Genomic DNA, 18,125 nt, shown 5'->3' on the forward strand with positions numbered 1-18,125 from the left:
CAACAGCGACGAGAAACAGGCGTGCTTTGCGCAGGCATCGATTGGAAATTTCGCCTAATTAATTCAAGCCTGAAAGGCGATGATTTCATATGAAGCGGGAAGCCGGATTTCTTTTGCGCCAGCCTTTCAGGCAAGCTCGGCGGGAAAGACGACATTCGTGGCTCCCCGCAGCACTCATTCCTGGGCTTGTCACAGAGATGAGGGAGGAGATTAGCGGACTACTGGTATACGCTGATCAAAGACGATGCTCGGGAAACAGATTGCCGGAATGCGCGACAAGGTAAGGCGCCAGGTCTTCCTCGCTCACCTCTTCCAGCCGGGCAGGCCGCCAGCGGGGATTGCGGTCCTTGTCGACCAGAGCCGCACGCACGCCTTCGTAAAAATCGTGCCGCCGCAATATCTCCGTACCGGCGGCAAATTCCCTTTCGAGGCATTCAATGAGACTTGCGCTTTCCCGGCCGAGGCGCAGCAGCTTCAGGGTCAGTTTCAGGCTGGTGGGGGAGCGTTTTTGCAGAACCTCGAGGGTCTCGCGCGAAAACGCATCGTGGCGCGCCGCAAGTGCGGCGAAAATTTCCTCGACCCTGTCAAAACGGAATGTCGCATCGATGACATCCCGATTTGTGGATAAAACGCCTTCACCGGGCTCAACCGCGCGCGCCGTGATCGCCGTCTCGATGCTGTCTATGTCCGCCGCCTGCGACAAATCCTGGACTAGCCCGTCGAGGCGGTCCGAAGGAACAAGATGATCGGCAAAGCCGGCATAAATCGCATCCGCAGCATTGACGGCGTTGCCCGTTAACCCGAGCCAGGTGCCGCATTCGCCGGGCGTTCTCGGTAAAAGCCAGGACCCGCCAACATCGGGGAAATAACCGATACCCGTTTCCGGCATGGCGAGCCGCGTGCGTTCGGTGACGATGCGGTGGCTGCCATGGGCGGAAATACCGACGCCGCCGCCCATGACGATGCCGTCCATCAGCGCAACATAGGGCTTGCTGTAATGGGCGATGCGATAGTTGAGCGGAAATTCTTCCCGCCAGAAATCAAGCACCTGAGGATCACCCGCCTTGCCGAGATCGTGAATGATGCGGACATCGCCCCCGGCGCAAAGCCCCCTGTCGCCTTCTCCGGTCAGCACCACACAGGAAACGTCGGGCTCCTCCTCGAAACGCTGAAGCGCCTGAAACAGACCGCGCACCATCGGCAACGTCAGGCTGTTGATGGCCTTCGGGCGATTGAGGCGAATGATGCCTGCCCCTCCCCGTTTTTCGACGATCACCTGCGCATCCGTTTCCGTTCTCTGTTCCAAGACCGCCTCCTCCGCTGCCATTTATCCGGCCATCTTGGCCGCCCCGGCGCGTTCACGCAACGTTGATCTTGTCTTTCGGGAACGTCTTTCGCTCAAACCGCTTTAACGGGCAGAAAATGCCAGAAATCGGTTTTCGCAATGCAGCATGTTTGCTTGACGCCCGGAAAATCATGGCATGTAATGGGCTCTGGAAATGCCGGCATTGATTCCTGTCGAGCGTGTGCCGGACCAAGCGGAATGTCGCCTTCTCAAAGGCGCTGTAAACAGCAACGGGAGACGAGCATGCAGGTTTCGGAACACGAATGGATCAGTAAACGGGCCTATACACTCTGGGAAAAGGAAGGCCATCCCCATGGGCGTGACGCGCACCATTGGGAGCAGGCCAAGCATGAATTTTCGCTGCTGAAGACATCGGAAGCGACGAAACCCGCGACGCGCAAGAAGGCCGCTCCCAAGACCGCTGCTGCCGAAACCGCACCGGATGCGGAAGCTCCGGCAAAACCCAAGAGCCGTGCCCGCAAGGCTGCCGCCGCGAAATAAAGGCCCCGAGAAGGTAAGCGGAAGCCATAAATGAAAAAGCCCGACGATCTCGCCGGGCTTTGTCTGTTTAGCGCGGGTCACAACCCTTTTCGCTGATCCGGCAGTCATCCCCGCGATTTCCCGCGTCAGGCGCACGGCGCTGTTCATCCCACTGGCGGCGCTCGGGGCGACGCTGGCCTTCATCCTGGTTCCGCTGGCCATCGCGATTGCGATCCCGATTTTCGTCTTCCCAGCGACGCCGGTCGTCATCGCGACGCGGTCTGTCCTGATTTCTGTCACCCTGGTTCCAGTCGCCGTAACGGCGTTCCCAGCGGCCATCGTTCGGGCCGCCGCCCTGGCGAGGGTCACGCCACTCGTCCCGGCGTCCGTCACGCCATTCGTCACGCGGACGCGGGCGATCCCAGTCGGCGCGGGGCGGCGGAGGCGGGGCGTTCCAGTAACCGCCAGACGGCGGCGGACGACGCCAGCGGTCGCGCTCGCGGTAGAAGTCACGGTCGCGATAATAACGGTCCCAATAACGGCCGACTTCGAAGGTGATCACCGGCACGCCGAGATCGCGGTAATAACGCGGTTCGACATAGACCCGGTTCTGCCGGTAGGTCGTGGCGATGTAACGCCCGGCAACCCAGCCGCGACCGCCCACGAAAGAGACATCGCACCAGGGCGTGTCCGACAGGCAGCCGTGGACGGTGAGCGGCGCGCCATTCGGAATCACCACGACGGCCGGATAAGCCGTGCTCGGGCCGGAGCGCATATTCACATTCGCGGTGGCGAAACCGCGCGTCGCAGCTTCGGCAAGAGCCGGCGCAGCGAGCATGGCCACCAGCGCTATTGCGCCAAACAATCTGTTCTTCACTTCTTTCTCCTCAAGCAAAGGCCCGCTTTGCCCTTGTCGGCATCCATCTCTTCGATGGACGAGCATGTGTTGGCATAAAGCCACGATCGGAAAATACGCGCCCGTCGATGAACGCAGCATGAAACAAATAAGGCGCCTCATCAGTTCCACCTGCGGCAATCAGCACCCGACAATTTGCCGGCGGAATGGACCGCCGGTCTTGACTTCGGGGGGCAATCATCCGACTTCAGTGCAACGGCAATATGGAGCAGAACCATGAGCGAAACCGCACAGACGACCGTCGACCAGAGCGAGGTGGATCGCTTCTCCGCGATGGCTGCGGAATGGTGGAGCCCGACCGGCAAGTTTCGCCCGCTGCACAAGTTCAATCCGGTGCGGCTCGAATATATCCGCAACCGCATCTGCGACAATTTCGGCCGCGACCCGAAGGCGCACCGCCCGCTGGAAGGGCTGCGCATATTGGATATTGGCTGCGGCGGCGGCCTTCTCTCCGAACCCGTTGCACGCATGGGCGCCGATGTGGTGGGCGCCGATCCTTCGGAAAAGAATATCGGCATCGCCTCCACCCACGCCCGCGAAAGCGGGGTCAGCGTCGACTATCGTGCCGTGACCGCCGAACAGTTGCAGGAAGCCGGCGAAACCTTCGACGTCATCCTCAACATGGAGGTGGTGGAGCATGTGGCCAATGTCGATCTGTTCGTCACCACCTGTGCGAAAATGGTGCGCCCCGGCGGGCTGATGTTCGCCGCCACCATCAACCGCACGCTCAAAGCCCGGGCGCTGGCGATCTTCGCCGCCGAAAACGTGCTGCGCTGGCTCCCGCGCGGCACACACCAATATGAAAAGCTGGTCCGCCCGGAAGAACTCGAGCGGCCGCTGGTGGCGAGCGGCATGGATATCATCCACCGCACCGGCGTCTTCTATAACGTGCTGCAGGATCGCTGGAATCTCTCGCCGGACATGGACGTCAACTATATGATGCTGGCGAAACGTCCGGCACAAGCGTAACGCCGGGCACTCTGTGAGTGATGTCGTTCTAAAGAAATTCAGTTGACGTCGTCGGGCAGCACCGGCAGCGGCGCAATCTCGATACCCTCGTCCAGCAGGGCCTTGGCTTCCTGCGCCGAGGCGTTACCGATGATGCCGCGCTCATCCGCCTCGCCATAGTGGATCTTGCGGGCTTCCTCCGGAAATTTATCGCCAACATCTTCGGCATTGGAGCGGATATTGGCGACGGCCTCGCGGATTTTCGCCAGCGCCTCTTTTCTGGCGGCATCCATGGCCAGTGTCTGGCGCTCGTCTTTCCTGCGGGCGGTGGAAACCGAAGGTGCCATCAACAGCTTGGAAACCTGCACGGAATTGCAGACTGGGCAGGACAGCAAGCCGCGCTGCAACTGATTGTCGAAATCGTCGCTACCGGCAAACCAGCCTTCGAACTCATGGCCCTTTTCACAGGACAGCGCATAACGGATCACGCCGCTTCACCTCCGGCAGGTTTCAGGGGAATAACCGTGTCCAGACCGAACTCGCGGGCATTCCGAAGATTGGGAATCTTGCCACGCGCAGCCGCCACCAGCGCCGTGTCGATCTCGGCGAAGATGATCTCTTCTCCAGCGCCGCCGGCAACGGCCAGAACCTTGCCCCATGGGTCGATGATGATGGAATGGCCGAAGGTCTCGCGCCCGTCCTCATGCACGCCGGCCTGCGCCGCGGCAATGACGAAAGCGCCGTTTTCGATGGCGCGGGCACGCAACAGGATTTCCCAATGCGCCTCCCCCGTCTGCCGGGTGAAAGCCGCCGGAACGGTCAGAACCTCGGCACCCGCCAGCGCTTCCGCGCGGAAAAGCTGCGGGAAACGGACGTCATAGCAGATCGCAAAGCCGAATTTCGCCAGCGGCAGTTCGGCGATACGCGCCACTTCGCCGGGTTGATAAGCAGCGCTTTCACGCCAGCTTTCGCCATTGTCGAGATCGACATCGAACATATGGATCTTGTCGTAGCTGCAGATGCGCGAACCGTCAGGCGCGAAGAGAAAACCGCGATTCGCGATCTTGCCATCCGGGCGGGCAATGGCCGTGGAGCCGACATGGACATGAATGCGGAGTTCGCGGGCGAGACGGGCGGCCGTCGCAACGATGATATCGCCATCGTCATCGCGCAGTTGCGCACGCAACGCCTGCCTGTCCTTCTGGATCGCACCCGTCATTTCCGGGGTCTGCACATAAACGGCGCCTTCGGCTGCAGCCGCACGCACCAGCCGTTCCATATCGGCGGCGTTTCTTGCCGGGTCGACGCCGGAGCGCATCTGAATGGCGGCAGCCTTGAAACTCATCACTTCCTCCGTCAATCGAGCCGATCAGGCGGCCAGCAGCGCGTCCAGTTTACCGGCACGCTCCAGCGCGTGCAGATCGTCGCAACCGCCCACATGCTGGCCGTTGATGAAGATTTGCGGGAACGTCGTTCCGCCGGATTTTTCGATCATTTCCTGCCGGTATTCCGGCGTCGTCGTGGCGTTATATTCGGCGTAATCCACGCCCTTGCTGTCCAGCAGCGCCTTGGCGCGCGCGCAATAACCACAAAAATCCCGCGTATAGATCGTCACCGGTGCCATGTTTTCAAAGCCCTCGCAAACGTGCGGTAAAACGCACGATAAAGTCATGTCATTCAGGTTTCATATAGGGCCGGAAATGGCCATTGCAAAGGTCAAAACCGTCACATCCGCGGCACCGGCCCTGCGCAGGGCGCGGCTTGCCGCACCCACCGTCGCGCCGGTGGTATAGACGTCGTCCACCAGTACCACGCGCTTGCCATGGACATCGGTTTCACGGCCGGGCGCGAGCGCGAAAGCCCCGCGCACATTGTCCCGCCGGGCCAGCGCGGAAAGCCCCACCTGCCGCTCGGTCGGCTTCACGCGCAGCAGCGTTCCGGCAGCCAAGGGCTTGCCGGAGGCCTTGGCGAGATGCCGTGCCAGCTCGGCGGATTGATTGAAGCGGCGACGCAGGAAACGGCGACGATGCAATGGAACGGGCACGATGCAATCACAGGCATTCACCGTTCCGTCACTTGCCCTCAGCATCCACAGCGCCATCAGGCGGGCGAGATCGGTCCGGTCCTGATATTTCAGCCGGTGCACGAGCTTGCGGGCGGTTCCCTCATGGCTTGCGACGGCGCGCAGGCGGTCAAAAGGCGGCGGTTCGGCAATCGCCTGTCCGCTCACGAAACCGTCTCCATGATCCCGCGCGAAGGGAATGCCCAGAACCTCGCAAAAAGGGCGGTCGATAAAGGCGACATCCCGCCAGCAATCCGCACATAAGGCACCCTCGCCGCCGGTCATGCGGGTGCAGCCCGCGCAGCTTGGCGGGTAAACCATACGGAAGATCGCACGCCACATGTCCCCTGCTGCCGCCGGCACGGCCGCGGACTTCGACAGCAACCCCGAAAACAGACTTTCACCAGCACCCATGAGGTTGACTTTACCGCCGAACGGGTGCCTTTGCGAGAGCGATATGTTCCGGCGCGATACCGGAAATGATGCCCGAAGCGGCATGACAGCAACATACGGCCCGCCGATCCCGAAGGCGTCTGAGGCCGAGCAGGCACGACGATGGATATTCTCTTTGACCAGGCCCTGATCGAACAAAACCGCCACCGGGCATGGACCCGGCGCGACGACAAGGCCCTGTTTCTTCTCGATATGGCGGCCGAAGAGCTGGCTGACCGTCTTGCCATCGTGGAGCGCAAATTCGAGACCGCGATCGAACTGCATGGCGGAACGGGCGTCACCGCCCGGCGGCTTGCGGAAACCGGCAAGGTGGATACCATTCGCCGTATCGAAACGGAGAGCTGTTTTGCAACGGATGCGAATATTCCCGAGGCCGCGTCCATGGAGCATCTGCCGATTGAGGAGGCCTCCGCCAATCTCATCGTTTCACCGCTTGCCCTGCATCTGACCAACGACACGCCCGGCGCGCTGATCCAGATCCGCCGGGCATTGAAGCCGGACGGGCTGTTTCTCGGCGCCATTCCCGGCAGCGGCACCCTGCAGGAACTGCGCGACGTGCTGCTAACCGCCGAGGCGGAACTGACCGGAGGCGCCAGCCCGCGTGTCATTCCCTTCGCCGATGTGCGCGATGTCGGCGCACTTTTGCAGCGTGCCGGTTTTGCGCTCCCTGTGACCGATGCGGAAAGCTACACGGTGCGTTACGATTCGATTTTCCCGCTGATGCGCGACCTGCGTGCCATGGGCATGGCCAATCCGCTGGCAAGCCGCAGCAGAAAACCCCTCAACCGCGCCTTTTTCCTGCGCGCGGCAGAGCTTTACGCCGAACGCTATTCCGACCCCGACGGGCGGATAAGGGCAACATTTTCCATCATTTATGTGTCAGGCTGGGCGCCGCACGAAAGCCAGCAGAAACCGCTCAAACCCGGCTCCGCCAAGGTGCGGCTTGCCGATGCCCTGAAGACGACCGAGGTGAAGCTCTCCTGAACGATCAGCCCGACGGCTTCAACTCTTTCAAAGTGTCTACGATGAATTGAAACACGGCATTGATATTGGTGCTGATGTTGCCGAGGCCGGCGATAAGTGCTGCGGAAATTATCCCTGCGATCAGGCCATATTCAATCGCTGTCGCACCGTCTTCATTTTTGCAAAAATTGATAAAAAAATGCAGCACAGGATATTCCCCATCCACCATCCGGTGCGTTGCGACAACCGGCATCCGCCCTGTTGAAATCAGCTCTATATTAGGTCGGCGATGTGAGGAATCCGTTACCGTTGATGGTAAACGATCAGCAACCGCTCTCGTTGCTATAACCCGTGACCACACAGGGCATTTCCGGCATCGGCTGGGTGACGCTGCGACGGATGGAGTAGGTCTTGCCGACATCGGTCTTCTTGATGGAGCCCGTGCTGATCATGTCGTAATTATCGGGAAACTGCGCCACCCGCGTGGAGGATTTTCCGGCAAGCATGGGGGTGACGATCAGCGAGAGCGCGATAACCGCCGTGCCGAAAAGCAGCGCCACATTGAGCACGCCGGTGCGACGGGATTTGTCGGAATACAAGTGACGACCTTCCACCGTCTTCCAGAAATCCTCGTTCATGACCAACCTCGTCTCGCGCAGTTTACCGCTTCTTTAGCTTAACAATCTGCCAGAGGGTGCTGAACGATCTCTTAACGAAGCCCCGTTTTGGCACGGTAAAGCACCGGAAGAGAGGCGTTTTCACGAAGCTGTGACGGGATGAGGCAGGAGGGCCGTAGCGGTCCCTCGATTCTACAGCAAATCCTGGAGGAAGGGGATGAGCGGCTCATCGGCCGGCGGCATGGGATAATCGCGCAGCGCCTGGGGTTTGACCCATTTAATCGCCTGTCCTTCGCGACCATGGGCGATGCCTTCATAACGACGGCACACATAAAGCGGCATCAGGAGGTGAAAGGTCTCATAGGTGTGGCTGGCAAATGTCAGCGGTGCGAGACAGGCGACCTTGGTTTTGACGCCCAGTTCCTCGTCCAGTTCACGGACAAGGGTTTCCTCCGGCGTCTCGCCATGCTCCACCTTGCCACCGGGAAACTCCCAAAGGCCGGCAAGCGACTTGCCTTCCGGCCGCTGCGCCAGAAGAATACGGCCATCCTGATCGAGAAGCGCGCAGGCGGCGACCAGCAGGATTTTTTTGCCAGCTTCGCTCATTCGCCTGAACCCTTGCGCCAGTAGCGATAACGATAAGCCTCGGAGAAGCCGAATTTTTCATAAAGCGCGATCGCCGGCGCATTGGTGGAGACCACTTGCAGCCAGGCGGTTTTTGCGCCGCTGATTCTGGCCCAGCGGAGGGCCGACGACAGAACCTGCGTGCCGAGGCCTTTTTTGCGCTGCGACTTTTCGACATCAAGCGAGATGATGCCGGCAAGATCATTATCCTGCACGCAGATCACGGTGGCGAGCGGGTTGCCCTCCACTTCCTCGTTGATGAAGAGGCCGAGCGTCGGCTTGATGGAACTGACGATTTCCGCGATTGCCGGACGCAGCGCCGGGTCACCGTCGCTGACCTTGATGCTCGCCTCGACAAAACGCCCGATATCATGGCTCGGCAGGCTGACCAGCGTTTCCGGCAGCTCCATGCCGGAGAGATCGGCCGTCATGACCATGACCTCTTCGAACACGGACCAGCCGTCATTCACCAGAAAATCCCTGAGCTGCGGCGGCATCAGCGTCGTTTCGCGCACCACCAGCGGTCGGCCGAAATCCTCGAAACGCTTGCGCGCCTTTTCCAACCGCACTGCGCAATTGCCGTAATCGGAGGGATCGAGCGGCACCACACAGTTGATACGCTTGGAGGGATGCGAACCCGTGAGGCGGATTTGCCAGCTGCCGTCATAAATCACCGACGAGGCAGGCCATGCCCGGAAGCTGACGGCTTCCAGACGGCGAACCAGCGGCAGATTGACGGCCTTGTTGTCCTGCATTCTCTTCGGCTCCAACGGTCAGCTCCGGTAGTCGCCGTTGATCGCAACATATTCCTTGGTCAGATCGCAGGTCCAGACCGTGGCCGTGCCATTGCCGAGGCCGATATCCACCTTCACCGTGATATCCTCCAGCTTCATGACGGCACTGGTCTCCGCTTCCGAATAATCGGGGTCGCGCTCGCCGTTCACGGCCACACGCACGCCACCGAACCAGATGGCGAGGCGGTCGCGGTCGGCCATTTCGCCCGATTTGCCGACGGCCATCACGACGCGGCCCCAATTGGCGTCTTCGCCCGCAACAGCGGTCTTCACCAGCGGCGAATTGGCGATGGAAAGAGCGATCTTCTTGGCGGCGGCATCGTTTTCCGCACCCGTCACGGTGACTTCCACCATCTTGCGCGCGCCTTCGCCATCGCGAACAACCTGCAACGCCAGATCCTTCAGGAGATCGTTGAGCGCGGCGCGGAAGGAGGACAGGCGCTCGTCATCGGCGCTTGTCACCTTCACCTGACCATCTTCGGCCGCCGCACCCGTGGCAAACAGCATCAGCGTATCGGAAGTGGAGGTATCGCTATCGACAGTCACGGAATTGAAGGTCGGGCCGACACCGGCCGAAAGCAGGGCCTGCAAGGCGGCCGGTTCAATATCGGCATCCGTCACCACAAAGGAGAGCATCGTCGCCATATCGGGCGCGATCATGCCGGCACCCTTGGAAATACCGTTGATCGTGACGACAACGCCGCCGATCTCGGCCGTTCGGGTCGAAACCTTGGGATAGGTGTCGGTCGTCATGATCGCCTTGGCGGCTTCCTGCCAGAAATCGGCTTCCGCCCTGACATTCATGTCGCCGAGAACACCGGCAAATTTCGAGGCATCCAGCGGCTCGCCGATCACGCCTGTCGATGCCAGGAAGACCTCGCCTTGCGAGCAGCCGACGGCGGCGGCGGCGGATTTCGCCGTCAGCTCGGTCGCGGCCTTGCCCTTCAAGCCCGTAAAGGCATTGGCGTTGCCGGAATTGACCACCACGGCACGGGCCACGCCGCCGCCGAGATTGGCGCGGCAGAAATCAACCGGTGCCGAGGGGCATTTCGATTTGGTGAAGACGCCGGCCACGCTTGCCGGCTTGTCGAACACCATCAGGAGAACGTCGGTGCGGTTCTTGTACTTGATGCCGGCGGCGGCCGTCGCCATGCGAACGCCGCGCAGCGCGGGCATGTCGGGATAGGATTTCGGAGCGAGCGGGGAAACGGCAACGGACATGGGAAGCGCCTGAAATTCTGGAAATGGGAGGTAGGAAATGCCTGAGATGAAACGGGGCGGCTCTTAAGCCGCCCCGTAACCTGAATTCTTACTGCTGCGGCTGAGCCTGCTGTTCCTTCGTGGCTTCGTCGTAGCCCTTCTTCAGCGTCTCATCCATGATTTCGATCTTCTGGTCAGCCTTTGCCTTCTCGATGAGGGCAACGTACTTGTCACGCATGACAAGCTGACGAACCTGCGGCTCGACCTGCTCGAAAGCCGGCGGCGGAGCGATGCGCTTGTCTTCCAGCTTGATGACGTGGAAGCCGAACTGGGTCTTCACCGGAGCCTTGGTATAGGCGCCCTTTTCGAGGCCGAAAGCGGCTTCTTCGAATTCCGGCACCATGCGGCCCTTGCCGAACCAGCCGAGATCGCCGCCGTCATCCTTGTTGGAATCGGTCGACTTTTCCTTGGCGAGCGCTGCGAAATCCTTGCCCGAATCAAGCTGCTTGATGATGTCCTTGGCTTCGTCCTCGCTGGCGACGAGGATGTGCGCGGCCTTGATTTCCTCTTCCTGCGGCAGGGCTGCGACTTCCTTGTCGTAGCGGGCCTTCACTTCGTCATTGGTGACGGCGTCGACCACATGCTTGCGGAAATAGGCGTTGTGCAGTTCGCGGTCCTGGATGAATTCCATGCGCTTCTTGAAATCTTCAGTCTTTTCCAGACCTTCGGCGCTGGCGTTCTTCACCAGAAGCTTGACGTCGATCGCGCCGGAAAGGGCTGCGACCTTTTTCTGCTCGTCGGGAAGCTGCGCGAGCTGCGGGTCGAGGTTGCCCATGGCGAGGTCGAGTTCGGACTGGTGGATTTCCAGATCGCCGACCTTGGCGACGACCTTGTCTTCCTGCGCGAAAGCCGGAAGCTGGAGGCCGAGCGTGGCCACAATCACCGCGGCCGCAATTTTATTATAGCGCAACATTTTGAACCTTTCGGGGACAATGCCGGCTCCAGACATGGTTTCCGGCTCTGAAAAAACTTCCAAACACCGGATTGTGGCCATTCTGTAACGGGCAGAACCGTTGACATCATTTGCCCCCCCTCTTATCTGTCACGCAACCTCGCGTCCAGATACGTTGAAGGGCGAAGTCCGTCATTTATGCTGAAAACAGCGTGACGGAGAAAAGCGCCCGGCAAAACGGAATTTCAGAAAGGGCCAGTAAGATGGTCAGTCTCGGCGGAATAGCCCGCAAGTTGTTCGGTTCGGCAAATGATCGCCGCGTCCGCTCCTATAAAAGCAAGATCGCAGCCATCAATGCGCTGGAAGAGGCCACCAAGGCGCTTTCCAACGAAGCGCTCGCAGCCAAGACGGCGGAGTTCCGCCAGCAACTGGCCGACGGAAAGACGCTGGACGATATTCTGATCCCGGCCTTCGCCGTCGCCCGCGAAGCCTCGCGCCGCGTTCTGCACATGCGCCCATTCGACGTACAGCTGACCGGCGCGATGATTCTGCATGGCGGCGCCATCGCCGAAATGAAGACCGGTGAAGGCAAGACGCTGGTGGCGACCCTTGCGGTTTACCTCAACGCGCTCGCCGGCAAGGGCGTGCATGTCGTCACCGTCAACGACTATCTCGCCAAGCGCGACGCCGCCACGATGAGCAGGCTTTATGGCTTCCTCGGCCTGACGACCGGCGTCATCGTACACGGTCTGGACGACGACCAGCGCCGCGAGGCCTATGCCTGCGACATCACCTACGCGACGAACAACGAACTCGGCTTCGATTATCTGCGCGATAACATGAAATATGATCGCGCCCAGATGGTGCAGCGCAGCCACAATTACGCGATCGTCGACGAAGTCGACTCGATCCTGGTCGATGAAGCGCGCACGCCGCTCATCATTTCCGGCCCGCTGGACGACCGTTCCGACCTCTACAACACCATCGACGCCTTCATTCCGCTGCTGACGCCGGAAGATTACGAAATCGATGAGAAGCAGCGCTCGGCCAACTTCTCCGAAGAAGGCACCGAGAAGCTCGAAAACCTGCTGCGGCAGGCGGGCCTGCTGAAGGGCGAATCGCTGTATGACGTCGAAAACGTCGCCATCGTCCACCACATCAACAATGCGCTGAAGGCCCACAAGCTCTTCACCCGCGACAAGGACTACATCGTCCGTAACGACGAAATCGTCATCATCGACGAATTCACCGGCCGCATGATGCCGGGCCGCCGTTATTCCGAAGGTCAGCACCAGGCTCTCGAAGCCAAGGAAAAGGTGCAGATTCAGCCGGAAAACCAGACGCTGTCCTCCGTCACCTTCCAGAATTATTTCCGCATGTACGAAAAGCTTGCCGGCATGACCGGTACGGCGGCAACGGAAGCGGAAGAATTCGGCAACATCTACGGCCTCGACGTCATCGAGGTGCCGACCAACCTGCCGATCCAGCGTATCGACGAGGACGACGAGGTTTACCGCACCGGCGAGGAGAAGTTCCAGGCGATCATCACCGAGATCAAGGCGGCGCATGAGCGCGGCCAGCCGGTTCTCGTCGGCACGACCTCCATCGAAAAATCCGAACTTCTCGCACATCTCCTGCGTCAGTCCGGTTTCTCCGATTTCCAGGTCCTGAACGCCCGTTATCACGAGCAGGAAGCCTATATCGTCTCGCAGGCCGGCGTTCCCGGCGCCGTCACCATCGCCACCAACATGGCCGGCCGCGGTACCGACATCCAGCTCGGTGGCAATATCGACATGCGTCTCGAGCGCGAACTGGAAGGCATGGAGCCGGGTCCGGAGCTTGACGCCAAGGAAGAGGCAATCCGCGCCGAGATCAAGGTATTGAAGGAAAAGGCGCTTGCCGCCGGCGGTCTCTACGTCATCGCCACCGAACGCCATGAAAGCCGACGCATCGACAACCAGCTGCGCGGCCGTTCCGGCCGTCAGGGCGACCCTGGTCGCTCGAAATTCTACCTGTCGCTTCAGGATGACCTGATGCGCATCTTCGGTTCCGAGCGCATGGACAGCATGCTTCAGAAGCTCGGCCTGAAGGAAGGCGAGGCGATCGTCCATCCGTGGATCAACAAGGCTCTGGAGCGCGCCCAGAAGAAGGTCGAAGCCCGCAACTTCGAGACACGCAAGAACCTTCTGAAATATGACGACGTGCTGAACGACCAGCGCAAGGTCATCTTCGAGCAGCGTCTCGAGCTGATGGAAGCCGACAATATCGGCGAGACCGCAGCCGACATGCGCCACGAAGTCATCGAAACGCTCGTCACCAAGCATATTCCGGAAAATGCCTATGCCGAACAGTGGGATATTGCCGGCCTGAAGGCCGGCATCGCCCAGTTCCTGAACCTCGACCTGCCGGTGGAGGAATGGGCCAAGGAAGAAGGCATCGCCGAGGACGATATTCTCCAGCGCGTCACCGAGGCCGCCGACAAATACGCCGCCGAGCGCGCGGAACGTTTCGGCCCCGAGATCATGACCTATGTCGAACGCTCGGTCATTCTCCAGACGATCGACCATCTGTGGCGCGAACATATCGTCAATCTCGATCACCTTCGTTCCGTCGTCGGTTTCCGCGGTTACGCCCAGCGCGATCCGCTGCAGGAATACAAGGCCGAAGCCTTCGAACTCTTCCAGGCGCTGCTCGCCAATCTGCGCGAGGCCGTCACCGCCCAGCTCATGCGCGTGGAACTGGTGCAGCAGGAACCGCAGCAGCCGGAACTGCCGGAAATGACCGCGCATCATCTCGACCCCAATACGGGCGAAGACGAGATGGCGCAGGGCATGCAGGCCGCACCCGCTGCCTTCGTGCCGGCCGAGGAGCGCGATCCGGAAAACCCCGCCACCTGGGGTCGTATCGGCCGCAACGAAATGTGCCCCTGCGGCTCCGGCAAGAAATACAAGCACTGCCACGGCGTCTACGAACAGGCCTGAAGCAGTAAATCGCAAATAAATGAAAATCGCCCGCGCCTTTGGTTGCGGGCGATTTTCATTGCACCCCTTGATCGCTGTTGACTGTTATCGGCAATTTCCAATATGGGAGCCGGATCGTCTTCCGGAAAACCCTTTCATGGCCCCTCGCGACCTTGCCGCCTATCTCTTTCTCGCGCTCGCATGGGGAATGTCCTTCCTGCTGCTGTTGCATGTCGTTGAGGCTTTCGGCTGGATCGGCGCGGTCACGCTTCGCTCGCTCGTCACCGCCATCACCCTGTTTCTGATTGCGATTGCGGCTCGCCGCAAACTCGCATTTTCCGCCAGCTGGCGCGCCTTTGCAGTCGTCGGCGCAACGACGGTCGCCGGACAGCTGGTCGGCCTCTCCTATGCGACGCCGCTGGTCGGCACCGCCATGGCGGCAATATTGGTGGCCACCGTCCCGCTTTTTTCCATGCTCATCTCGCAGCTATGGGGTCTTGAGCGTATGACGCGGCAAGGCCTTGCCGGTCTCATCATCGGCTTCGGCGGCATCGTCCTGCTTGTCGGCTTTCCCGCTGCTCCCGTCACCTCCAGCTTCATCACCGGCTGTGCCGCCGCCGTCGTCGCCTGCATCTGCGCCGCCTATGGCAGCAATTATGCCAGCCGCCATCTCAAAGGCGTGGGAGCCTGGGAAATCACCATCGGTTCCTTCCTCACGGGCGGCCTTATGACATTGCCTCTGCTTCTGGCCGTACCCGTTCCCGGAACGCCACGCCTCATCGATTACGGTTATCTTCTGATACAGGCGGTGGTGATGAGCGGGCTCACCTACATCACCTATTTCCGCCTCGTTTCCGTCATCGGCGCAACAAGGGCGATCAGCGTCGAATTCGTCGTGACCGTGGTGGCGGTGCTTGTCGGCGCACTGGTGCTGGACGAGCTGCTTTCGCTCCCCCAGCTCTTCGGCGCCGGCATCATCATTTTGGGCTGTGCGCTGGTCCTCGACCTCCTGCCCGGGAAAAAGGCTCCGCCCACACCCTCCGGCGCGTGAAGGGTTTATTAGCGTTTTCCACCAATAGTCGTGCTGGTCGTCACGGATCACGCGGGATCGCGTTTTCGGCGCGGGGGAAAAATGCAACCGGGCAAGCCAGACTATGAGCATTATTGGGACCCGCTCAGGGCCCTCCTGATGCTGCTCGGCATTCCCTATCATGCCTCCCTGCTCTACAGCCACGTTCTGCCCTGGGACATCAAGGATTTCGAGACCAGCCCGTTTCTCAGTGCACTCGGCGCGGCACTTGTCACCTTCCGCATGCCGACATTCTTTCTGGTGGCGGGATATTTCTCCACCATGGTCATCGGCAAGAAGGGCAAGATGCGCTGGCTGCGGCAGCGTTTCCTGCGCCTCGGCCTGCCCTTCATCGTGGCCGTGCTTCTGCTCGGACCATTGCAGCTTTTCCTGCTGCAACTGGCCGGCATCGCCAAAGGGGATATCCCGGCCGACCGACTGTTTGAGCGCCTGCCCGGCCTTCTGCTTCCGAGCGAACAGTGGATCATGCATCTGTGGTTCCTGCCGGCCCTTATCCTCTATTCTGTCCTGCTTGCCGGCCTGCTGTTTTTCGCGGAACGGCCGCCATTGGCATATGTCAAAGATTGGTTCGGCAGCCTGCAGCAGCGGCATACCACCCTGTTTTTCGCAGCGCTCTGCACGGTGCCGGTTTTATGGGAGCTGATGATCTACGGATCGGGCCTGCTTGCGGCAAAGAGCGGAAGCGGCCTCTTTCTTCTCTATGAACGCGCTTCCGACCCCTATGCGCGCTACCTGCCTTTCTTCCTCATCGGCGCGCTGCTGCACCGTGATCGCGCCCTCTTCCACCGTTTTCGCCAGACTGGTTTTCTCACCGGCGTCATCGTGGCGGGCGCCGTCGCCACGGCGGTGACCCTGCGCCTGCAACATCCCTTTTCGAATTCGGCCCTGCTGGTGCTGGTGTCGGGGATTGCTGCAGTGGCGGCAAGCCGCCTGTTGATCGACCTCGCCTGCCGCTATTTCGACAGGCCGAACCGGCTTGCCAGACGCATGACGGATGCCTCCTTCACCATCTACCTGTTTCACCATCCGCTGATTTACGCATTCGGAACCCTCTTCATCCTGATCGCATTACCGCCGATCCTGGAATTTACCCTCATCGTCGCGGCCACCACGGCGGCGGCCTATATGCTGCATCAGGCGATACGCCTCAGCCCGCTCGCCCTTTTCCTGTTCAACGGCGTCCGCAAGCCGCGCATGGTGGATGATATTGGCACACAGGCCGGCGCCTCCCAAACCCTTCGTTAAGGATGAAGCGCGTACAATGGGCCTGCCTATTCAACTGGAAATGATGGCGTGTGGATCATGGCTATCCTCAACACGGCGGAAAAAGCCTTACCCGCAGGCCTGCGCGCGAAGCTTTCGCCGCTGGTAGCGAAAATCGCCGTTCTTCTTTCCGGCGGAGATGAGGTTTCGCGCGCGCAGCGCATGGCGCTGGTCGCTTTTGCGGTGCGCATCGTCAGCGCCGGCATCGCCTTCATCTCCCAGATCATCCTTGCTCGCCTGATGGGCGAGTTCGAATATGGCCTGTTCGCCTTTGTCTGGGTTCTGGTGATCCTGTTCGGCAATCTTTCCTGCCTCGGTTTTCACACCACCGTCATCCGCTTTTTACCCGGCTATCGTCTGGAGGACGCCCATGACAAGATCATGGGCCTGACCTCGACGGCGCGGGTCTTCGCCATGCTTTCGGCCAGCGCGCTTGCGATTTTCGGTTTCGCTTTCCTCTATTTCTTCGGCGAGCGCATCGCCTCCTATTACCTCATTCCCGTTTCGCTGGCGCTTTTCACCCTGCCGATGGTGGCGCTGGGCGATGTGCTGAATGGCACCGCGCGCGCTAATGGCTGGGCGGTCTCCGCACTCAGTCCCACCTATATCGTCCGTCCGGTGCTGATCCTGCTGTTCATGCTGGTTGCAATCGGTTTCGGTGCGGAAAAAACGGCGACGACGGCCATGCTGACGGCGCTTCTTGCCACCTATGTCACCACGCTTTTCCATTTTATCTTCATGGACCGCCGGCTCAACCGGCATTTTCGCAGCACAGCCCGCAGGGTTCATTTCCGCCACTGGATAAGGTTCGCCTTTCCGATGTTCCTGATCGACGGCATCGGTTTTCTGATGACCAATTCCGATGTGGTGATTGTCGGGCTTTATCTGCCGCCGGATCAGGTGGGCATCTATTTTGCCGCGGCAAAGACCATCGTGCTGATGCAATTCGTGTTTTTCTCGGTGCAGGCCGCCGCTGCCCCGCGTCTGGCCGCCCTGATGTCGGCCAATGACCGGCAGGGGCTCGGCGGTTTCGCGAGCCAAGCCGCGCGCTGGGCTTTCTGGCCGTCGCTCGCCGTCGGCAGCCTGGTGCTTCTGGCCGGCCCGTTCCTGCTGTCGCTGTTCGGTCCCGGCTTCGTTCAGGGTTATGAGCTGATGTTCTTCCTCTTCGCGGGTTTCCTCGCCAAGGCGGTGATCGGACCGGGAGAGACATTGCTGAATATGGCCGGCAAACAAAAATTGTGCGTTGCGCTTTATATTGTCATCTTTGGTTGCAACATTGCACTCAACATGGCGCTCATTCCGGTCTATGGTCTGGCAGGGGCCGCGGCAGCGGTGGCAATAGCCATGTGCATAGAAGCTGTGCTATTGCATATTGCCATTCGCCGTACACTCGGGATCGTCCTTTTTGCCTTCAACGATCCCCGGGCGGGTCAAAACACTGGGAAGGCGGTGTAACGA

Annotated in this window: 19 protein-coding genes; 7 read left to right on the forward strand and 12 right to left on the reverse strand. The window is 60.3% G+C overall.

The genetic code is table 11. The features are described from left to right. Nucleotides 1-235: 235 nt before the first annotated feature. A complete protein-coding gene (locus tag AC5YUO_RS17365; protein WP_496156122.1) occupies nucleotides 236-1,327 on the reverse strand; it encodes an enoyl-CoA hydratase/isomerase family protein in 1,092 nt (363 codons plus the stop codon). A gap of 261 nt (nucleotides 1,328-1,588) precedes the next feature. Here AC5YUO_RS17365 and AC5YUO_RS17370 point away from each other — a divergent pair, with 261 nt between their 5' ends. After that, nucleotides 1,589-1,846: a DUF2934 domain-containing protein gene (locus AC5YUO_RS17370; RefSeq protein ID WP_496156123.1), complete on the forward strand. Its 258-nt coding sequence runs from the start codon at nucleotides 1,589-1,591 to the stop codon at nucleotides 1,844-1,846. Between the two features lie 67 nt (nucleotides 1,847-1,913). On the opposite strand, the gene AC5YUO_RS17375 is transcribed toward AC5YUO_RS17370, so the two are convergent. After that, nucleotides 1,914-2,702, reverse strand: a complete 789-nt coding sequence (locus AC5YUO_RS17375) for an SH3 domain-containing protein (RefSeq protein WP_496156124.1) — start codon at nucleotides 2,700-2,702, stop codon at nucleotides 1,914-1,916. Between the two features lie 255 nt (nucleotides 2,703-2,957). Between AC5YUO_RS17375 and ubiG the strand changes: the two genes are divergently transcribed. Continuing rightward, nucleotides 2,958-3,710, forward strand: a complete 753-nt coding sequence (gene ubiG, locus AC5YUO_RS17380) for a bifunctional 2-polyprenyl-6-hydroxyphenol methylase/3-demethylubiquinol 3-O-methyltransferase UbiG (protein ID WP_496156125.1) — start codon at nucleotides 2,958-2,960, stop codon at nucleotides 3,708-3,710. Nucleotides 3,711-3,748: 38 nt separating this feature from the next. Here ubiG and AC5YUO_RS17385 read toward each other — a convergent pair whose 3' ends face one another. The 4 genes from AC5YUO_RS17385 to AC5YUO_RS17400 are packed head-to-tail and all read right to left on the reverse strand — an operon-like array spanning nucleotide 3,749 to nucleotide 6,165. Further along, complete coding sequence (locus AC5YUO_RS17385) at nucleotides 3,749-4,177, reverse strand: DUF1178 family protein (RefSeq protein ID WP_400812955.1); 429 nt, start codon at nucleotides 4,175-4,177, stop codon at nucleotides 3,749-3,751. Then, entirely contained in the window at nucleotides 4,174-5,034 is an 861-nt protein-coding gene (locus AC5YUO_RS17390) for a carbon-nitrogen hydrolase family protein (protein ID WP_496156126.1), read from the reverse strand. Before AC5YUO_RS17390 ends, AC5YUO_RS17385 begins: the two co-directional genes overlap by 4 nt. A gap of 24 nt (nucleotides 5,035-5,058) precedes the next feature. Continuing rightward, nucleotides 5,059-5,313, reverse strand: coding sequence for a glutaredoxin 3 (grxC, locus tag AC5YUO_RS17395; protein ID WP_003522552.1), 255 nt, complete (start codon nucleotides 5,311-5,313; stop codon nucleotides 5,059-5,061). A gap of 60 nt (nucleotides 5,314-5,373) precedes the next feature. After that, nucleotides 5,374-6,165 (reverse strand): ComF family protein, encoded by a 792-nt coding sequence (locus tag AC5YUO_RS17400; RefSeq protein ID WP_496156127.1) that lies wholly within the window; start codon nucleotides 6,163-6,165, stop codon nucleotides 5,374-5,376. A 141-nt stretch (nucleotides 6,166-6,306) separates the two neighbouring features. Between AC5YUO_RS17400 and AC5YUO_RS17405 the strand changes: the two genes are divergently transcribed. Continuing rightward, nucleotides 6,307-7,188 (forward strand): methyltransferase domain-containing protein, encoded by an 882-nt coding sequence (locus AC5YUO_RS17405; RefSeq protein WP_496156128.1) that lies wholly within the window; start codon nucleotides 6,307-6,309, stop codon nucleotides 7,186-7,188. 4 nt (nucleotides 7,189-7,192) lie between these two features. Here the strand turns inward: AC5YUO_RS17405 and AC5YUO_RS17410 are convergent, their stop codons facing one another. The 6 genes from AC5YUO_RS17410 to AC5YUO_RS17435 form a co-directional block, all read right to left on the reverse strand. Beyond that, nucleotides 7,193-7,420 (reverse strand): Flp family type IVb pilin, encoded by a 228-nt coding sequence (locus AC5YUO_RS17410; protein WP_496156129.1) that lies wholly within the window; start codon nucleotides 7,418-7,420, stop codon nucleotides 7,193-7,195. A 70-nt stretch (nucleotides 7,421-7,490) separates the two neighbouring features. Beyond that, nucleotides 7,491-7,805, reverse strand: a complete 315-nt coding sequence (locus AC5YUO_RS17415) for a hypothetical protein (RefSeq protein ID WP_400812960.1) — start codon at nucleotides 7,803-7,805, stop codon at nucleotides 7,491-7,493. Between the two features lie 171 nt (nucleotides 7,806-7,976). After that, complete coding sequence (gene mutT / locus AC5YUO_RS17420) at nucleotides 7,977-8,390, reverse strand: 8-oxo-dGTP diphosphatase MutT (protein ID WP_003500233.1); 414 nt, start codon at nucleotides 8,388-8,390, stop codon at nucleotides 7,977-7,979. After that, nucleotides 8,387-9,163, reverse strand: coding sequence for a GNAT family N-acetyltransferase (locus tag AC5YUO_RS17425; protein WP_496156130.1), 777 nt, complete (start codon nucleotides 9,161-9,163; stop codon nucleotides 8,387-8,389). The genes mutT and AC5YUO_RS17425 overlap by 4 nt, the downstream gene beginning before the upstream one ends. 18 nt (nucleotides 9,164-9,181) lie before the next feature. Then, a complete protein-coding gene (gene argJ / locus AC5YUO_RS17430) occupies nucleotides 9,182-10,423 on the reverse strand; it encodes a bifunctional glutamate N-acetyltransferase/amino-acid acetyltransferase ArgJ (protein ID WP_496156131.1) in 1,242 nt (413 codons plus the stop codon). An 88-nt stretch (nucleotides 10,424-10,511) separates the two neighbouring features. Beyond that, nucleotides 10,512-11,375: a peptidylprolyl isomerase gene (locus AC5YUO_RS17435; protein WP_400812963.1), complete on the reverse strand. Its 864-nt coding sequence runs from the start codon at nucleotides 11,373-11,375 to the stop codon at nucleotides 10,512-10,514. A 242-nt stretch (nucleotides 11,376-11,617) separates the two neighbouring features. Between AC5YUO_RS17435 and secA the strand changes: the two genes are divergently transcribed. The 4 genes from secA (at nucleotide 11,618) to uppV (ending at nucleotide 18,122) form a co-directional block, all read left to right on the forward strand. Beyond that, nucleotides 11,618-14,335, forward strand: coding sequence for a preprotein translocase subunit SecA (gene secA, locus AC5YUO_RS17440; RefSeq protein WP_496156133.1), 2,718 nt, complete (start codon nucleotides 11,618-11,620; stop codon nucleotides 14,333-14,335). Between the two features lie 136 nt (nucleotides 14,336-14,471). Then, nucleotides 14,472-15,365: a DMT family transporter gene (locus tag AC5YUO_RS17445; RefSeq protein WP_400812965.1), complete on the forward strand. Its 894-nt coding sequence runs from the start codon at nucleotides 14,472-14,474 to the stop codon at nucleotides 15,363-15,365. An 81-nt stretch (nucleotides 15,366-15,446) separates the two neighbouring features. Continuing rightward, nucleotides 15,447-16,649, forward strand: a complete 1,203-nt coding sequence (gene mdoC, locus AC5YUO_RS17450) for a glucans biosynthesis protein MdoC (protein WP_496156134.1) — start codon at nucleotides 15,447-15,449, stop codon at nucleotides 16,647-16,649. 57 nt (nucleotides 16,650-16,706) lie between these two features. Then, the gene (gene uppV / locus AC5YUO_RS17455) at nucleotides 16,707-18,122 is read left to right on the forward strand and encodes a Wzx-type polysaccharide biosynthesis protein UppV (protein WP_496156135.1); all 1,416 of its coding nucleotides are present in this window, start codon (nucleotides 16,707-16,709) and stop codon (nucleotides 18,120-18,122) included. Nucleotides 18,123-18,125: the final 3 nt, after the last annotated feature.

This window comes from Agrobacterium sp. LEGMi-208b (assembly GCF_059511785.1).

Excerpts from the sequence above, each read along its gene's own strand:
- AC5YUO_RS17365 (WP_496156122.1), bottom strand. The coding sequence starts at position 1,327 with ATGGCAGCGGAGGAGGCGGTCTTGGAACAGAGAACGGAAACGGATGCG.
- AC5YUO_RS17370 (WP_496156123.1), top strand. The coding sequence starts at position 1,589 with ATGCAGGTTTCGGAACACGAATGGATCAGTAAACGGGCCTATACACTC.
- ubiG (WP_496156125.1), top strand. The coding sequence starts at position 2,958 with ATGAGCGAAACCGCACAGACGACCGTCGACCAGAGCGAGGTGGATCGC.
- AC5YUO_RS17390 (WP_496156126.1), bottom strand. The coding sequence starts at position 5,034 with ATGAGTTTCAAGGCTGCCGCCATTCAGATGCGCTCCGGCGTCGACCCG.
- grxC (WP_003522552.1), bottom strand. The coding sequence starts at position 5,313 with ATGGCACCGGTGACGATCTATACGCGGGATTTTTGTGGTTATTGCGCG.
- AC5YUO_RS17400 (WP_496156127.1), bottom strand. The coding sequence starts at position 6,165 with ATGGGTGCTGGTGAAAGTCTGTTTTCGGGGTTGCTGTCGAAGTCCGCG.
- AC5YUO_RS17405 (WP_496156128.1), top strand. The coding sequence starts at position 6,307 with ATGGATATTCTCTTTGACCAGGCCCTGATCGAACAAAACCGCCACCGG.
- AC5YUO_RS17410 (WP_496156129.1), bottom strand. The coding sequence starts at position 7,420 with ATGCCGGTTGTCGCAACGCACCGGATGGTGGATGGGGAATATCCTGTG.
- AC5YUO_RS17415 (WP_400812960.1), bottom strand. The coding sequence starts at position 7,805 with ATGAACGAGGATTTCTGGAAGACGGTGGAAGGTCGTCACTTGTATTCC.
- mutT (WP_003500233.1), bottom strand. The coding sequence starts at position 8,390 with ATGAGCGAAGCTGGCAAAAAAATCCTGCTGGTCGCCGCCTGCGCGCTT.
- AC5YUO_RS17425 (WP_496156130.1), bottom strand. The coding sequence starts at position 9,163 with ATGCAGGACAACAAGGCCGTCAATCTGCCGCTGGTTCGCCGTCTGGAA.
- argJ (WP_496156131.1), bottom strand. The coding sequence starts at position 10,423 with ATGTCCGTTGCCGTTTCCCCGCTCGCTCCGAAATCCTATCCCGACATG.
- AC5YUO_RS17435 (WP_400812963.1), bottom strand. The coding sequence starts at position 11,375 with ATGTTGCGCTATAATAAAATTGCGGCCGCGGTGATTGTGGCCACGCTC.
- secA (WP_496156133.1), top strand. The coding sequence starts at position 11,618 with ATGGTCAGTCTCGGCGGAATAGCCCGCAAGTTGTTCGGTTCGGCAAAT.
- AC5YUO_RS17445 (WP_400812965.1), top strand. The coding sequence starts at position 14,472 with ATGGCCCCTCGCGACCTTGCCGCCTATCTCTTTCTCGCGCTCGCATGG.
- mdoC (WP_496156134.1), top strand. The coding sequence starts at position 15,447 with ATGCAACCGGGCAAGCCAGACTATGAGCATTATTGGGACCCGCTCAGG.
- uppV (WP_496156135.1), top strand. The coding sequence starts at position 16,707 with ATGGCTATCCTCAACACGGCGGAAAAAGCCTTACCCGCAGGCCTGCGC.